This window comes from Citrobacter sp. Cs237, assembly GCF_030332325.1.
Taxonomy (GTDB): domain Bacteria; phylum Pseudomonadota; class Gammaproteobacteria; order Enterobacterales; family Enterobacteriaceae; genus Citrobacter_A; species Citrobacter_A sedlakii.
The window spans coordinates 233732-249153 of record NZ_JAOWIB010000108.1 but is presented as its reverse complement, the minus strand read 5'-3'; the positions used below and the strand labels follow the sequence as shown (position 1 = coordinate 249153).

The 15422-nt window shown below is 57.1% G+C and carries 16 protein-coding genes; 11 read left to right on the top strand and 5 right to left on the bottom strand.

The window, feature by feature from the left end; all coding sequences use genetic code 11:
* Positions 1-8 precede the first annotated feature (8 nt).
* Both kdpA and kdpF read right to left on the bottom strand, forming a co-directional pair.
* Positions 9-1688 carry a potassium-transporting ATPase subunit KdpA gene (gene kdpA / locus OGY07_RS18250; protein WP_286602216.1) on the bottom strand — a complete coding sequence of 560 codons (1680 nt, stop codon included), beginning with the start codon at positions 1686-1688 and terminating at the stop codon, positions 9-11.
* The gene (kdpF, locus tag OGY07_RS18245) at positions 1688-1777 is read right to left on the bottom strand and encodes a K(+)-transporting ATPase subunit F (RefSeq protein WP_042285393.1); all 90 of its coding nucleotides are present in this window, start codon (positions 1775-1777) and stop codon (positions 1688-1690) included. Before kdpF ends, kdpA begins: the two co-directional genes overlap by 1 nt.
* 308 nt (positions 1778-2085) lie before the next feature.
* Here kdpF and OGY07_RS18240 point away from each other — a divergent pair, with 308 nt between their 5' ends.
* The 3 genes from OGY07_RS18240 (at position 2086) to OGY07_RS23500 (ending at position 4124) form a co-directional block, all read left to right on the top strand.
* Positions 2086-2292, top strand: a complete 207-nt coding sequence (locus tag OGY07_RS18240) for a YbfA family protein (RefSeq protein WP_042285391.1) — start codon at positions 2086-2088, stop codon at positions 2290-2292.
* 142 nt (positions 2293-2434) lie between these two features.
* A complete protein-coding gene (gene phrB / locus OGY07_RS18235) occupies positions 2435-3856 on the top strand; it encodes a deoxyribodipyrimidine photo-lyase (protein WP_286602214.1) in 1422 nt (473 codons plus the stop codon).
* A 124-nt stretch (positions 3857-3980) separates the two neighbouring features.
* Positions 3981-4124 carry a hypothetical protein gene (locus tag OGY07_RS23500; protein WP_500861408.1) on the top strand — a complete coding sequence of 48 codons (144 nt, stop codon included), beginning with the start codon at positions 3981-3983 and terminating at the stop codon, positions 4122-4124.
* Here the strand turns inward: OGY07_RS23500 and OGY07_RS18230 are convergent.
* Positions 4079-5560, bottom strand: coding sequence for an MFS transporter (locus OGY07_RS18230; protein ID WP_181821774.1), 1482 nt, complete (start codon positions 5558-5560; stop codon positions 4079-4081). The two genes, OGY07_RS23500 and OGY07_RS18230, sit on opposite strands and share 46 nt — an antisense overlap.
* A gap of 266 nt (positions 5561-5826) precedes the next feature.
* Between OGY07_RS18230 and ybgI the strand changes: the two genes are divergently transcribed.
* From ybgI to nei, 8 genes are all read left to right on the top strand, one after another.
* A complete protein-coding gene (gene ybgI, locus OGY07_RS18225; RefSeq protein ID WP_286602726.1) occupies positions 5827-6570 on the top strand; it encodes a radiation resistance protein YbgI in 744 nt (247 codons plus the stop codon).
* A 21-nt stretch (positions 6571-6591) separates the two neighbouring features.
* Positions 6592-7248: a 5-oxoprolinase subunit PxpB gene (pxpB, locus tag OGY07_RS18220; protein WP_042285380.1), complete on the top strand. Its 657-nt coding sequence runs from the start codon at positions 6592-6594 to the stop codon at positions 7246-7248.
* Positions 7242-8174 (top strand): 5-oxoprolinase subunit PxpC, encoded by a 933-nt coding sequence (pxpC, locus tag OGY07_RS18215; protein WP_286602212.1) that lies wholly within the window; start codon positions 7242-7244, stop codon positions 8172-8174. Before pxpB ends, pxpC begins: the two co-directional genes overlap by 7 nt.
* On the top strand, positions 8164-8898 hold the full coding sequence (gene pxpA / locus OGY07_RS18210; RefSeq protein WP_042285375.1) for a 5-oxoprolinase subunit PxpA: 735 nt from the start codon (positions 8164-8166) through the stop codon (positions 8896-8898). The genes pxpC and pxpA overlap by 11 nt, the downstream gene beginning before the upstream one ends.
* 75 nt (positions 8899-8973) lie before the next feature.
* On the top strand, positions 8974-9702 hold the full coding sequence (locus OGY07_RS18205) for a DUF969 domain-containing protein (RefSeq protein WP_042285372.1): 729 nt from the start codon (positions 8974-8976) through the stop codon (positions 9700-9702).
* Complete coding sequence (locus OGY07_RS18200) at positions 9699-10694, top strand: DUF979 domain-containing protein (protein ID WP_042285370.1); 996 nt, start codon at positions 9699-9701, stop codon at positions 10692-10694. Before OGY07_RS18205 ends, OGY07_RS18200 begins: the two co-directional genes overlap by 4 nt.
* 9 nt (positions 10695-10703) lie before the next feature.
* Positions 10704-11348, top strand: coding sequence for a pyroglutamyl-peptidase I (gene pcp, locus OGY07_RS18195; RefSeq protein WP_181821771.1), 645 nt, complete (start codon positions 10704-10706; stop codon positions 11346-11348).
* 22 nt (positions 11349-11370) lie between these two features.
* Entirely contained in the window at positions 11371-12162 is a 792-nt protein-coding gene (gene nei, locus OGY07_RS18190) for an endonuclease VIII (RefSeq protein WP_181821770.1), read from the top strand.
* 26 nt (positions 12163-12188) lie between these two features.
* Here nei and OGY07_RS18185 read toward each other — a convergent pair whose 3' ends face one another.
* Together OGY07_RS18185 and OGY07_RS18180 are read right to left on the bottom strand one after the other, a co-directional pair.
* Positions 12189-13241, bottom strand: a complete 1053-nt coding sequence (locus OGY07_RS18185) for an AbrB family transcriptional regulator (RefSeq protein ID WP_200033734.1) — start codon at positions 13239-13241, stop codon at positions 12189-12191.
* 181 nt (positions 13242-13422) lie between these two features.
* Positions 13423-14706 carry a citrate synthase gene (locus tag OGY07_RS18180; protein WP_042285358.1) on the bottom strand — a complete coding sequence of 428 codons (1284 nt, stop codon included), beginning with the start codon at positions 14704-14706 and terminating at the stop codon, positions 13423-13425.
* Positions 14707-15422 lie beyond the last annotated feature (716 nt).

Genomic DNA, 15422 nt, shown 5'->3' with positions numbered 1-15422 from the left:
CTCCGTGCTCAGCGTAAGGAAAGGTGTTCAGCCACTGGGCCAAGCGCCAGTGCAGGAATAAAGGTCAGCGCGCCGACTAACAGTACGGTGCCAATCAGCAGCCCGACAAACAGCGCGTCGTGAGTCGCCAGCGTACCCGGGCTGGCAGGCTGGCGCTGTTTCACCGCCAGCGAACCGGCAATCGCCAGGACCGGAATAATCACCCCGAAGCGACCGACAAACATGCAGAAGGCCAGCAGACAGTTCCAGAACGGTGAGTTCGCGCTCAGACCGGCAAAGGCGCTGCCGTTGTTATTGGCTGCCGAGGAGACCGCATACAACACTTCGCTAAAGCCGTGAGGGCCGGGGTTAAGCATGCCGCTGCGTCCCGCCTCGGTCATCATCGCCAGCGCGCTGCCGAGCAGGACCAGCGCGGGGGTAACGAGAATCGCCAGCGCGGTCATTTTCATTTCGCGCACGTCGATCTTTTTACCGAGATACTCCGGCGTGCGGCCAATCATCAGGCCGGCAATGAATACCGCCAGCATCACGAACAGCAGCATACCGTAGAGGCCTGAGCCGACGCCGCCGAACACCACTTCACCGATCTGCATCAACCACATGGGCACCATCCCGCCCAGCGCAGTAAAGGAGTCATGCATGGCAATGACCGCTCCGCAGGACGCGGCGGTGGTGACCACGGCAAACAGACTGCTGACCAGAATGCCAAAGCGGCTCTCTTTCCCCTCCATATTCAGGCTGCTGTCGGCGCCGTATTGCAGCAGATGCGGGTTACCCTGCACCTCCGCCCACATCACTACCGCCACGCAGACGATAAAAATCAGCGACATTGCCCACAGCAGCATTCGCCCCTGGCGGCGATCGCCTGCCGCGTCGCCAAACGCAAAGCACAGGGCCGCCGGAATCAAAAAGATCGCCAGCATCTGCACCAGATTGGTCAGCGCGGTCGGGTTTTCAAACGGATGCGCCGAGTTAGCGTTAAAGAAGCCGCCGCCGTTGGTACCCAGCATTTTTATCGCTTCCTGAGAGGCGACGGGTCCCATTGGCAGGGACTGTTGCACCCCTTCGAGGGTGGTGAACGGCTGATACGGCAGCAGGTTTTGCAGCGCCCCTTGCTGAATAAAGAACAGCGCGATGAGTAACGCGAGGGGGAACAGGATCCACACGGTAATACGTACCAGATCGACCCAGGCATTACCCAGGGTGCTGGCGCTCTGACGGACAAATCCGCGTATCAGCGCGAACACGACGGCAATCCCGGTGGCCGCTGACAAGAAGTTTTGCACTGTCAGGCCGACCATCTGGCTGAAATAGCTAAGGGTCGTTTCTCCGCCGTAAGCCTGCCAGTTGGTATTGGTGACAAAACTTACTGCCGTATTGAGCGCCAGATGCCATGAAAGGCCCGGCAACTGCTGCGGATTTAACGGCAAGCGCTGTTGACACATCAGCATGACGAACAGCGCCGCCAGCCCCAACACATTCAGCGCGAGAATAGCCAGCACATACTGCCGGGCGTTCATTTCCCGTTGGGAAATCCCCAGCGCCCGCCAGAGCAGGCGCTCAATGCCTGCTGTGCCCGGAAGCGGCGTATCGTTAATCAAACGCGCCAGTCCGACTCCCAGGGGTCTGGCAAGTAAGAACAGCATCGCTAAGAACGTGGCAATAAGTAGAAATCCCTGCGCAGCCATCAGAATGCCTCCGCGTTGATTAACGCATAAACCAGATAACCTAATAATAAGAAAATCAGTACGATACCGATTATCACGCCTGCACTCACAGTGCACCTCCAGTGGCATAATGGTGATAATCAAAGGGTAAATATCTGCCTGCAAAGATTTCGCAAAAATTGGCGGGTAAGGTGTAAAAAAAGTATAAAAATGGCAGAGACCATTATTTAACTAATGATTAGTATTAATTTAACTTTTATGTAACTTAATTACGTAATGAACGTAAATAAAGCCTAAACCGCTAAAAATAAGTGGTCGGATGAGTAGTAAAATTACAGGCAAGGCGGTACAATTTTCATCAGATAACCAAATTCATTTTCACGGTGCAATTCACCGAAGATATAAAAGGGGAGAAAGTATGGGACTCTATAAAGATTATCCCGCGCATGTTGTGTTCTTACGCCGTACTTTCGCCGTGTTGGCGGGAGTCCTGGCGCTGCCGGTCATGCTGTTCTGGAAAGATCGCGCCCGTTTTTACAGCTACCTGCACCGCGTCTGGTCGAAAACCAGCGACAAGCCGGTGTGGATGGACCAGGCAGAAAAAGCGACCTGCGATTTTTACTGATCATTGACCGACAAAAAAACCGCCAACAGTCATGTGGCGGTTTTTTTATGTCTGCGACTACACTTAGCGCCTAAAGGACCCGGCTGTAAGGACATAAAAATCATTATCGTGAAACGTACCGCGTTATTTTAACAGGAGTTCTATGCCCACCCATCTGGTCTGGTTCCGCCGCGATCTCCGTCTGCATGACAATCTCGCGCTTGCCGCCGCCTGTCGCCATCGTAATGCGCACGTGCTGGCGCTCTTTATCTCCACGCCCCGCCAATGGGCAGATCACACTCTGTCGCCGCGTCAGGCGGGGGTGATCCGTGCGCAACTCGAAGGGTTGCAGGCCTCCCTCGCGGAGAAGGGCATCCCGCTGCTCACCGCCGAAGCGGACGACTTTACCGCCAGCGTCGAAACGGTAAAAGCGGTCTGCAGGCAGCATGATGTCAGCCATCTTTTTTACAACTATCAGTATGAGGTCAACGAACGCGAACGGGATGCGGCGGTAGAAAAAGCGCTGCCTGAGGTGGTATGTGAAGGGTTTGACGACAGCGTGATTCTGCCGCCGGGATCGGTGATGACCGGCAATCAGGAAATGTATAAAGTTTTTACCCCGTTTAAAAATGCCTGGCTTAAGCGCTTGAAAGAGGCCATGCCTGAATGTGTGGCGGCGCCAGCCGCGCGAGAAAATTCGCCCCTGGCGCAGCGGCGTCAAAAAATCGTGTTTACCTATCCGCAGCAGGAGGCAGACACCACGCTTTTCCCGGTGGACGAAAAAACGGTGATAGCCCGACTGCGCCAGTTTTGCCAGCAGGGGGCGGGTGAATACGCACAGCAGCGGGATTTTCCCGCTATCGACGGCACCAGCCGTTTATCTGCCGCTCTGGCGACGGGAGGGTTATCGCCGCGCCAGTGTCTGCACCGCCTGCTCGCCGAACAGCCTGACGCACTGGACGGCGGGCCGGGCAGCGTCTGGCTGAACGAGCTTATCTGGCGAGAGTTTTATCGGCATCTGATGACCTGGAACCCTGCGCTGTGTAAATACCGCCCATTTATCGGCTGGACGGAAAAGGTAGCCTGGCAGGATAACGCGGCGCATTTCAGCGCCTGGCAGACGGGGCAAACCGGCTTTCCGATTGTTGATGCGGCTATGCGCCAGCTTAATGCTACCGGCTGGATGCATAACCGTCTGCGAATGATTACCGCCAGTTTCCTGGTGAAAGACCTGCTGATCGACTGGCGCAAGGGCGAGCGCTATTTCATGTCGCAGCTTATTGATGGCGATCTCGCCGCCAATAACGGCGGCTGGCAGTGGGCGGCCTCCACAGGTACTGACGCCGCACCCTATTTTCGTATTTTTAACCCAACAACGCAGGGGGAAAAATTCGATCGCGACGGTAGGTTTATTCGTCAGTGGCTCCCGGAACTGCGCGACGTGCCTGGAAACGCGATTCACGAACCGTGGAAATGGGCAAAAAAAGCAGGCGTCACGCTTAACTACCCGCAGCCCATCGTCGATCATAAACAGGCCCGCGTGGCGACGCTTGCCGCCTATGAAGCGGCAAGAAAAGGCGCGTAAGGTCATTTATGTCACCCGGTAGCCTGGAAGGACATAGCCAGGGGCTACAGGATGGTTTATTGCAGGGACGTCAGCAGGGAAAAAAGAAGGTCAGCGGGAGGCGGCGCTACGCATTGCCCACACCATGCAGGCACAGGGAAGCGAGCGTGGCTGGGTGCTGCGGGTAACCGGCCTTAACGAAGACGATCGGGTCACGGCGCCCAGCCACTCATGTCCGTTAACTCAGGACTCAATCGCCAGCGGGCGGTTTCTGAATTTAAGCGACTGATACAGCCAGATCAACAGTACCAGCCCGACGCAGGCCAGCGCACCCCAGGTGATGTCACTGAACACATCGATATAAGCATTGATGGAATAGTTGATCGCGCCGCTGGCGTCAAACGCGCTCTGGGACGTTTGATCGGCAATGACGCCCGCCAGATAGTTGGCAATCGCGCCGGAAAGCAGCATATATATGCCGGTTAATACGCCAGTTACCCCAGGGATTTCAATACGTGTAATCTGCGACATCGCCACCGGGTCGATAAACAGTTCTGCAAAGCCCATCACCGCCAGACCGAGGATCATCAGCGGCATGGAAGAGTGGCCATAGGCTGCGGACCAACGGGCGCTGAGGGTCAGAATGCAGAATCCGGCGCTCATCAGACCGAGGCCGAGAGCGAATTTGCCCCAGATGCGTACGCTGCGGCGACCCCCCATACTCTCTTTTACCCGCCAGGCCAGCACCACGCCGCAGAGCATCACGGCAAAGGCGTTTACCGACTGGAACATGGCGGTAGGAACCGAATAGCCGAAAATATCGCGGTTTACGAAGCGATCGATATACAGGCTGATGGAGCTGCCGCCCTGCTGGGCAAAGGCCCAGAACAGCAGGCTAAAGACGGTGAGGGTCACGATCAGGCCCAGCTCTTTACGCTGCTTCTGGTTTTCTGCCTGACGATAAATTTTACTCAGCACCGCCAGACCGATGACGGTGGCGGCAATCAGCGCGTAAACCGACCAGTCCTGCCAGAACAGAACGGTAATGACCAGCGGCGCGGCAACCAACAGGACCAGCAGCCAGCCCCAGTTGGGCAGGAGAAACGGCCGGGCGCACAGCGCGGCTTTGTTCACCCCTTTGGTGTGCGCGAAGTGGCGATTGCCGCAAAGGAAGATGATCAACCCGGCGATCATGCCGATGGCCGCCAGCGCGAAGCCCATCGCCCAACTGTATTCTTCCTGGACATACCCGCAGGCGATCGGTGCGACGATCGAACCCACATTGCCCGCCGCGTATAGCAGCGAAAACCCACCGTCACGGCGTGGATCGTCCGGCTGGTACAACTCACCCAGCAGACAACTGATGTTCGACTTGAACAAGCCATAGCCGCAAACAATGATTGCCAGCGACAAATAAAGGAAGGTGGGGGCAATTTCGCTGGCGCCGAGGACCAGATGCCCGACCGCCATCAGAAAAGCGCCAAGCATTACCGCCATGCGGTTACCGAGCACTTTATCAGCGAGATAACCGCCAAGAATCGGCGTGACATAGACCAGCGAACAATAAGCGCTGAATAACGCATAGGCGTGGGTATCGTCGTATTTAAGCTGGTTGGTGAGATAGAGGATCAGCAGGGCGCGCATGCCGTAAAAACTGAAGTATTCCCAGATTTGCAGCGCGACGACGTAGTAAATCGCCCGCGGTTGAGATGATGCTTTATTCATTGTGATACCAGAATAGCTTGCGCGCCCAGCGGATAAAACGCCGCGCGGCGGGGGTTCCTTAACGTTACAATGTCGATACAGAGAGGATTATTTTTGCAATATGCTGTCTGATTGCATAAATATACATGAATTCGCTCACGGAAGGGCGCGCTTTTCTCGCTAAAAAACGACGGGATTGTTTCTTAATGTGTCAGTGAATTGGCTATCGACGAACGGACGCCCGAAGGCTATTTTAACGTATCGCATAGACGAACAAGGGAGCGATGATGAAAAACACCGAACTGGAACAACTGATCAACGAGAAACTCAACAGCGCGGCGATAAGCGATTACGCGCCTAACGGTTTACAGGTTGAAGGCAAAGCGACGGTGCAAACAATCGTCACCGGCGTCACGGCCAGCCAGGCATTGCTGGATGAAGCGGTACGCCTGCAGGCTGATGCGGTCATCGTTCACCATGGCTACTTCTGGAAAGGCGAATCCCCGGTGATTCGCGGCATGAAGCGTAACCGCCTGAAAACGCTGCTGGCAAATGATATCAACCTCTACGGCTGGCACCTGCCGCTGGACGCGCATCCTGAACTGGGCAACAACGCGCAGCTTGCCGCCCTGCTTGGCATCAACGTGATGGGGGAGATCGAACTCTTGGTGCCCTGGGGCGAACTGTCGATGCCAGTGCCTGGACTGGAACTGGCCTCATGGATTGAAGCGCGTCTTGGGCGTAAACCGTTATGGTGCGGCGATACCGGGCCGGAGACGGTCACCCGCGTCGCCTGGTGCACCGGCGGCGGACAAAGTTTTATCGACAGCGCCGCCCGCTTTGGCGTAGACGCGTTCATTACGGGCGAAGTCTCTGAACAAACCATTCATTCGGCGCGCGAGCAGGGGCTGCATTTTTACGCCGCCGGGCATCATGCCACCGAACGCGGCGGTATTCGCGCCCTCAGCGACTGGTTGAATGAAAATACCGATCTGGATGTGACGTTTATTGACATACCGAATCCCGCGTAAAAAAGACGAAGAGGAACGCAAGTGCAACGAGCGCGCTGTTATCTGTTAGGCGAAACGGCGGTGGTACTGGAGCTGGAACCCCCCGTGACACTGGCGAGCCAGAAACGTATCTGGCGACTGACCCAGCGTCTGGTCGACATGCCAAATGTGGTTGAAGCTATCCCAGGGATGAACAATATCACGGTGATCCTACGGGAGCCGCAAACCCTGGCGCTGGATGCCATTGAGCGTTTGCAGCGCTGGTGGGAAGAAAGCGAGGCGCTGGAGCCCGACTCGCGCAATATTGATATCCCGGTGGTTTACGGCGGCGCGGGCGGTCCCGATCTCGCTCTGGTGGCTCGTCACAGTGGGCTGAGCGAAAAGCAGGTGGTCGAACTACACGCGTCGGTTGAGTACGTGGTCTGGTTTTTAGGTTTTCAACCCGGTTTTCCCTATCTTGGAAGCTTACCGGAACCGTTGCATACGCCCAGACGCGCCGAACCGCGCCTGATCGTTCCGGCAGGTTCTGTCGGGATCGGTGGATCGCAGACGGGCATTTATCCGCTCGCGACGCCGGGCGGCTGGCAGCTCATCGGACACACGCCGCGGAAACTGTTCGACCCGACGCAGGATGAACCGGTCCTGCTGCGTCCCGGCGACAACGTGCGCTTTATCCCGCAGAAGGAGGGGGTATGTTGAAGATTATTCGCGCGGGAATGTACGCTTCGGTACAGGATGGTGGCCGTCACGGTTTTCGCCAGTCCGGTATCAGCCACTGCGGCGCGCTGGATCGACCCGCCATGCATATCGCCAATTTGCTGGTCGGCAACGACGCCAACGCGCCCCTGCTGGAAATTACGCTCGGACAGTTGGTGGTCGAATTTGAGGCCGACGGCTGGTTTGCCCTGACCGGCGCAGGATGCGAAGCGAAACTGGATGAGCACCCGGTCTGGACAGGCTGGCGACTGCCGGTAAAAGCGGGTCAGCGTCTGGCGTTAAAGCGTCCGCAACACGGTATGCGCAGCTACCTGGCGGTGGCCGGAGGCATTGCCGTACCTGAAGTCATGGGGTCGTGCAGTACGGACCTGAAAGTCGGGATTGGCGGTTTCGAAGGGCGTCTGCTCCGGGACGGCGACCGCCTCGCCATTGGCGCACCGGCGCGGCAATTCCTCGGCGCCCAGGGGGTAAAACAGCTGCTGTGGGGAAACCGGCTTCGCGCACTGCCGGGGCCGGAATATCACGAGTTTGATACGGCATCGCAGGCGTCGTTCTGGCGTTCGCCGTGGTACCTCAGTCCGCAAAGTAACCGGATGGGCTACCGGCTGCAGGGACAGCCGCTAAAACGCACCACCGAACGTGAACTGCTGTCCCACGGTTTGCTGCCCGGGGTGGTGCAGGTGCCGCACAACGGTCAGCCGATTGTATTAATGAACGACGCCCAGACCACCGGCGGCTATCCGCGAATCGCCTGTATTATCGAAGCGGATATGTACCATCTGGCGCAGATCCCGCTCGGTCAGCCGATTCATTTTGTCCAGTGTTCGCTGGAAGACGCGCTGAAAGCGCGCCAGGACCAGCGGCGCTATCTTGAACAACTGACATGGCGGTTGAGCAATGAACATTGATTTGAATGCGGACCTCGGCGAAGGCTGCGCAAGCGATGCGGAACTGTTAACGCTGGTCTCTTCGGCCAATATTGCCTGCGGGTTTCATGCCGGGGATGCGCAAACCATGCTGTCGAGTGTGCGAAATGCGCTGAAAAACGGCGTCGCCATTGGCGCGCACCCCAGCTTTCCCGACCGGGAAAACTTTGGCCGTACGGCAATGACCCTGCCGCCGGAAACCGTCTACGCGCAGACGCTGTATCAGGTCGGCGCGCTGGCGGCGATCGCGAAAGCGGAGGGCGGCGTTCTGCGTCACGTCAAGCCGCATGGGATGCTCTACAACCAGGCGGCGAAAGACCCGCAGCTTGCGGACGCGATCGCGAAAGCGGTACATGCCTGCGACCCCGCGCTGGTTCTGGTCGGACTGGCGGGCAGCGAACTGATCCGTGCGGGTGAGCGTTACGGACTTGTCACCCGTCAGGAAGTATTCGCCGACCGCGGCTACCAGCCTGACGGTTCGCTGGTGCCGCGTAGCCAGCCGGGAGCGCTGATCGACGACGAGGAACAGTCGCTGGCGCAAACGCTGGGGATGGTGGAAAGCGGCCGCGTGCAGAGTGTGACCGGCGCGTGGGCCAGCGTGGTCGCCCAGACAGTGTGCATTCATGGTGACGGCGAGCACGCACTCGCTTTTGCCCGACGTCTGCGCGAAGCGTTTACGACGCGCGGTATTCACATTACAGCTTAAACAATGACGTCGTCCCAAAGAGGACGACGCGCTGACGTACGACACAACAAAAACACAACAGACAAGGAATGGATTATGGGAGATGCTATCACTCTCTGGCCACTGATGGGCATTGCCGTCATTGTGGTCGGGTTTCTTTTACGCTTTAACCCGGTGCTGGTGGTCATTGTGGCCGGGATCGTCACCGGACTGGCGGCGCAGATGCCGATCGCCACGATCCTCGAAAAACTGGGAGAAGGCTTTCTCAATACCCGCAATCTGCCGTTTATTCTGTTGATCCCGCTTGCGGTGATCGGTCTGCTGGAGCGTCACGGTCTCAAAGAACGCGCCCAGACGTGGATCGCGAAAATTCGCAGCGCCACCGCGGGTCGTCTGTTGGTGGTGTACCTCTTTATCCGTGAAGTGACGGCGGCGCTGGGGCTGACCAGCCTCGGCGGCCATCCGCAGATGGTGCGTCCTCTGCTGGCGCCGATGGCGGAAGGCGCGGCGGAGAAGAATTACGGCCAGTTGCCTGGCGCGGTACGCTATCGCCTGCGGGCGATGTCGGCGGCGACCGATAACGTTGGGTTGTTCTTTGGCGAAGATATCTTCGTTGCGTTCGGCGCGATCATCTTCATGCACAACTTTATGCTGGAATCCGGCGGGATCCAGACCGAACCGCTGCACATTGCGCTGTGGGGGATCCCCACGGCGATCTGCGCGTTTCTGATCCACGGCGCGCGCCTGTGGCGGCTCGATAACTATCTGCAACGTGAGATGGCGAAAGCCAGTGCGGCGAACGCGGGTAAAGGAGATGCGCAATGAATTTTCAGCAAAGCTACCTCTACTGGCTGGCAGGCGTTATTCTGTTGATTGTCGCTCTGATGTCCTGGCGGGACAAAGCCAACCCGCGACGGCTGACGACGGGATTATTCTGGGGCGTCTACGGTCTGCTGTTTTTACTGGGCGACTGGACCTATCAGTTAGTGGGCGACAAGCGCGCGGTGAATATCGCCGTTGGCATTGCCGTGGTGTTGATGGCGCTGATTGCCGGATTTGGCGGCGTAAAGCTCGGCAGCTATCATCAGCGTACCCGTGAGCAACGTGAAGAGAGCGCGACGCGTCTCGGCAACCGCCTGTTTTATCCGGCGCTGGCGATTCCGGTAGTGACGGTGATCGGCGTGCTGATGTTCAACCATATTCCCGGTTTACAGGAAGGGCTGTTCGGGCCAGGTAACCACGCTACCCTGGTCACGCTGTTTTCCATGACCGCAGGTTCGCTGATCGGCCTCGGCATGGCGATCAAAATGACGCACGAGAAGGTCCATCAGCCGATTCAGGAAGCGCGGCGTTTGCTCGACTCCATCGGCTGGGCGTTTATTCTGCCGCAGATCCTCGCGACGCTGGGACTGTTGTTCACCGCCGCAGGCGTGGGCAGCGGCATTTCGTATCTGACTCAGGAATACCTCGCCGTTGACAGCCGCTTTATCGCGGTGGCGGTGTATACCCTCGGGATGGCGCTGTTGACGATGGTGATGGGCAACGCCTTTGCCGCTTTCCCGATCGTGACGGCAGGGATTGGCATTCCGATTCTGGTGCTCCAGCACGGCGGCAATCCGGCGGTGATGGCGGCGATTGGCATGTTTTCCGGCTACTGCGGTACGCTTATGACGCCGATGGCGGCAAACTTCAACATTGTTCCTGCCGCGTTGCTGGAGCTGCCGGATAAAAACGCGGTGATTAAAGCGCAGGTGCCGACCGGCGTGTTGCTGCTTATCGTCAACGTGTTCCTGATGTATTTCCTGATGTTCCTGTAAGGAGGAAGGATGAAAACGGTATTGATCACCGGTTTTGAGCCGTTTGGCGGCGAACAGATTAACCCCTCCTGGGAAGTGGTGTCGCGCCTCGACAACGCAATTATCCGCGGATGTCGCGTGGTTGCGCGCCAGTTACCCTGCGTATTTGGCGAATCGCTCAGCGTACTGAATGCGGCGATTGACGCGCTCTCTCCGGCGCTAGTGCTGGCGGTAGGTCAGGCCGGGGGGCGTTCGGATATCACCGTTGAGCGCGTGGCGATCAACGTCGATGATGCCCGCATTGCGGATAATAAAGGCCAGCAGCCAGTGGATATGCCGATAGTGATCGACGGTCCGGCGGCCTGGTTTAGCACGCTGCCGATCAAAGCGATGGTGAGCGCGATGCGTGAGGCGGGCGTGCCGGCGTCGGTATCGCAAACTGCCGGCACCTTTGTCTGCAACCATGTCATGTACGGGCTGCTGCATAAATTAAGCGGCCTGTCGGAGGTGAAGGGCGGATTTATTCATATCCCTTATCTACCGCAGCAGGCGGCGGCGCATCCGGGCGCGCCCAGCATGGCGGCGGAAACGGTGCGTCAGGCACTGGAAATCGCCATTGAGACCGCACTACAGGTCGAAAAGGATCTTGTGGTGACGGGCGGCGCAACCCACTAACACTATCGATAAGGACAGTATCATGCCTGAAGGCCCGGAGATCCGCCGCGCGGCGGATACCCTGGAGGCGGCGATCAAAGGTAAACCGTTGACGGACGTCTGGTTTGCCTTTGCGCAGTTAAAACCCTTTGAATCACAGCTACAAGGGCAGCGAGTGACGGAAATGGAAACGCGCGGTAAAGCGCTGTTGACCCATTTTTCCGACGGCCTGACGTTGTACAGCCACAATCAGCTTTACGGCGTGTGGCGAGTGGTGGACAGCGGTGAAGCGCCGCAGACCACCCGCGTGCTGCGCGTGCGGCTGCAAACGGCGGATAAAGCCATTCTGCTCTACAGCGCCTCGGATATTGAGATGCTGACGCCGGAGCAACTTACTACCCATCCCTTTTTACAGCGCGTTGGCCCGGATGTGCTCGATCCGCGTCTGACGGCTGAAGCGGTAAAAGAACGTCTGCTTTCGCCCCGTTTTCGCAATCGACAATTTGCCGGGCTGCTACTGGATCAGGCATTTCTCGCCGGGCTGGGTAACTACCTGCGCGTCGAGATCCTCTGGCAGGTGGGACTAAACGGCAGTCACAAAGCGAACGCGTTGAATGCGAAACAACTCGACGCGTTATCCCACGCGCTGCTGGATATTCCGCGCCTGTCCTATACCACGCGTGGGCGGGTGGATGAGAATAAACACCATGGCGCGCTGTTTCGCTTTCATGTGTTCCACCGTGACGGTGAAACGTGCGAGCGCTGTGGCGGGATCATTGAAAAAACCACGCTTTCGTCGCGCCCATTTTACTGGTGTCCGCACTGTCAAAAATAGCGAGCAGTCTGGCCACGCGACGTTTTTCAGCGCTGTGATGGCCGTTTTGGCGCGTAGGTGGAAATAAAACGCGCCACCGCCGGGCCGGTCAGCAAGATGCTGAACAGGCGCAGGGTTTGCATCGCCATGATCAGCGCCATATCGGCGTTGCTGCCAGCGGCGATCACCGCCACGGTGTCCAGCCCGCCGGGGCTGGTGGCGAGATAGGCGGTCATAAAATCAATTTGCATGTAGTGCGCGAGGCCCCATGCCATTGCCGCGCAAATCGCCATCAGGGAAAAGATGGAGGCGAGTATTTGCGGCAGGGGGCGCAGCGCCATGAAAAACACCTGTTTATCGAAGCCCAGACCGATGCGCCAGCCAATCGCCATATAGGCAATCGCCAGCAGCCACTCCGGCAGTTCAATCACCATCGTCCCGCTGGTATGCAGCAACGCGCCTGCCAGCATCGGCAGCAACATCGTACCGGACGGGATCCGCAACAGCCGTCCGGCAAGACCCGCAATGGCCGCCAACAGCAGGGTAGACAGTAAGTTAACGCTCAGCGGCGGAAACCATTCCACCTGCTGGCTGACGGCCTCTGCGCTGTCGCCCAGAATCAGGCGGGTGACCAGCACCGCCGCCCCCGCAACGAACAGCACGCGTAAATACTGCATAAATGCCACCAGACGGATGTCCGCGCCATAGTCCTGCGCCATGGCGACCATCGCCGCCGCGCCGCCGGGCGAAGAGCCCCACGCGCCGGTGTTGCCCGGCAGCGAACTGTAGCGGACCAGCAGCCAGCCCACTACCGCGCTGGAAAGCAGCGTAACCAACAGCACCGCCAGGACCATCGGCCAGTGAAGGGCAAGCGTGGTGAGGATGGAGCCGGTAAGGTTTTGCGCAATCATGCAGCCGAGGATCGCCTGGGCGGCGAGGAAGGCGCTACGGGGCAGTTTCAGGGGCATCCCGCGCAGACTAAACACAATGCCTGCCAGCATCGGGCCGAGCAACAGCGCCGCCGGGAGATGAACGTACAGGAACAGCAGGGAAAGAAGTAACGACAAGACAAATAAGGCGCCCCACTGCAAAGATGGCATTCCCTGCTCCTGAATAACGTTTAGCGAAATCTCAGGAAATCATAGAGAAAGTGTGAGCAGATTAAAATAACGCGGGTCAATAAAAGAGGGGATGGTGCGGTTAACAGGCCATCCGGCAGGGAGGGAGAGCCGGAGCGCGCTGGCACGCATCCGGCGTGGGGGACGCCGGATGCGTAAAGCATTAACGCTTAATGTCAGACTTAAAATCACGCTGATCGTAGCCGGTATACAGCTGACGAGGACGGGCGATTTTCATGCCTTCGCTGTGCATTTCATTCCAGTGCGCAATCCAGCCGACGGTACGTGCCATCGCGAAGATCACGGTGAACATAGAGGACGGAATCCCCATCGCTTTCAGAATGATACCGGAGTAGAAGTCCACGTTCGGGTAGAGCTTCTTCTCAATGAAGTACGGGTCGTTCAGCGCGATGTGTTCCAGCTCCATGGCCACTTCCAGCAGGTCATCTTTCGTGCCCAGCTCTTTCAGCACTTCATGGCAGGTTTCACGCATTACGGTGGCGCGCGGGTCGTAGTTTTTGTACACGCGGTGGCCGAAGCCCATCAGGCGGAAAGAGTCGTTTTTATCTTTCGCGCGACGAACAAATTCCGGAATGTGTTTAACTGAGCTGATTTCTTCCAGCATTTTCAGGGCCGCTTCGTTTGCGCCGCCGTGTGCCGGTCCCCACAGGGAAGCGATGCCCGCCGCGATACAGGCAAAGGGGTTGGCGCCGGAAGAACCTGCGGTACGAACGGTGGAGGTGGACGCGTTCTGCTCGTGGTCAGCGTGCAGGATCAGGATACGGTCCATTGCACGTTCCAGCACCGGGTTCACTTCATACGTTTCGCACGGCGTAGAGAACATCATATTCAGGAAGTTACCGGAATAGGAGAGGTCGTTACGCGGGTAAACGAATGGCTGACCGATCGAATACTTGTAACACATCGCTGCCATCGTCGGCATTTTGGAGAGCAAACGGAAGGCCGCGATTTCGCGGTGGCGCGGATTGTTCACGTCCAGCGAGTCGTGATAGAACGCCGCCAGCGCGCCGGTGATCCCGCACATTACCGCCATGGGATGTGAGTCGCGGCGGAAGGCGTGGAACAGGCGGGTGATCTGCTCGTGGATCATGGTATGACGGGTCACCGTGGTTCTGAACTCGTCGTATTCAGCCTGCGTTGGTTTTTCGCCGTACAGCAGGATGTAGCACACTTCCAGGTAGGTGGAGTCGGTGGCCAGCTGATCGATCGGGAAGCCGCGGTGTAACAAAATCCCTTCATCGCCGTCGATGAACGTAATTTTGGATTCGCAGGATGCGGTAGAGGTGAAACCCGGATCAAAAGTGAACATGCCTTTTGAACCCAGACTACGAATATCAATAACGTCCTGACCCAGCGTGCCCTTCAGCACGTCCAGTTCGATAGCAGCATCACCATTGAGGGTGAGTTTTGCCTTTGTATCAGCCATTTACGGTCTCCTTAGCGCCTTATTGCTTGAGACTGCACAGGTGAGATCTGTCTTCTACACATCGTCCTTCACGCGTGCCGCGTTGACGCAGCGGGAATGAGTTTGTGTAAACATAAAATTAACTGTTACCGGTTTGTTATTCGGCTCGCCGCTCTGCGTGAGAGGAGAAAACCAGGGTACAGAGCAATGGGCGCTTGCAGGTAAATCAGTTAACTCATGGTGAAATAGCAACAAATCAACAACTTAGCAATCCGAATTATTCAACCTGTCTATCACTATTAACTGTACTGAAGGGATCGGTCAATATCTTCTTACTGTTACATAACTTATTTGCAGGTTAAAGAGTGACCCCATAACTTTTACGCATTATATGCTTTTTCTGGTGTTGTTTGTAACAACTTTGTTTAATGATTGTCAAATCAGATGATTAAAAATTAAAAAAATGTTGTTATCGTGACGTAGGTCACTGTTCGCGATAAAACCCGACAAACTATATGTAGGTTAATTGTAATGATTTTGTGAACGTCCTATACTGCCGCCAGGTCTCCGGAATACCCTGCAATCCCGAGCCACCCAGCGTTGTAACGTGTCGTTTTAGCATCTGGAAGCAGTGTTTTACATGACGCGCAGTTATAGAAAGGACGCTGTCTGACCCGCACGCAGACCGGAGGAAGGAAATCCCGTCGTCTTTCAGGCTACAGGTGGATGAGCCTCTG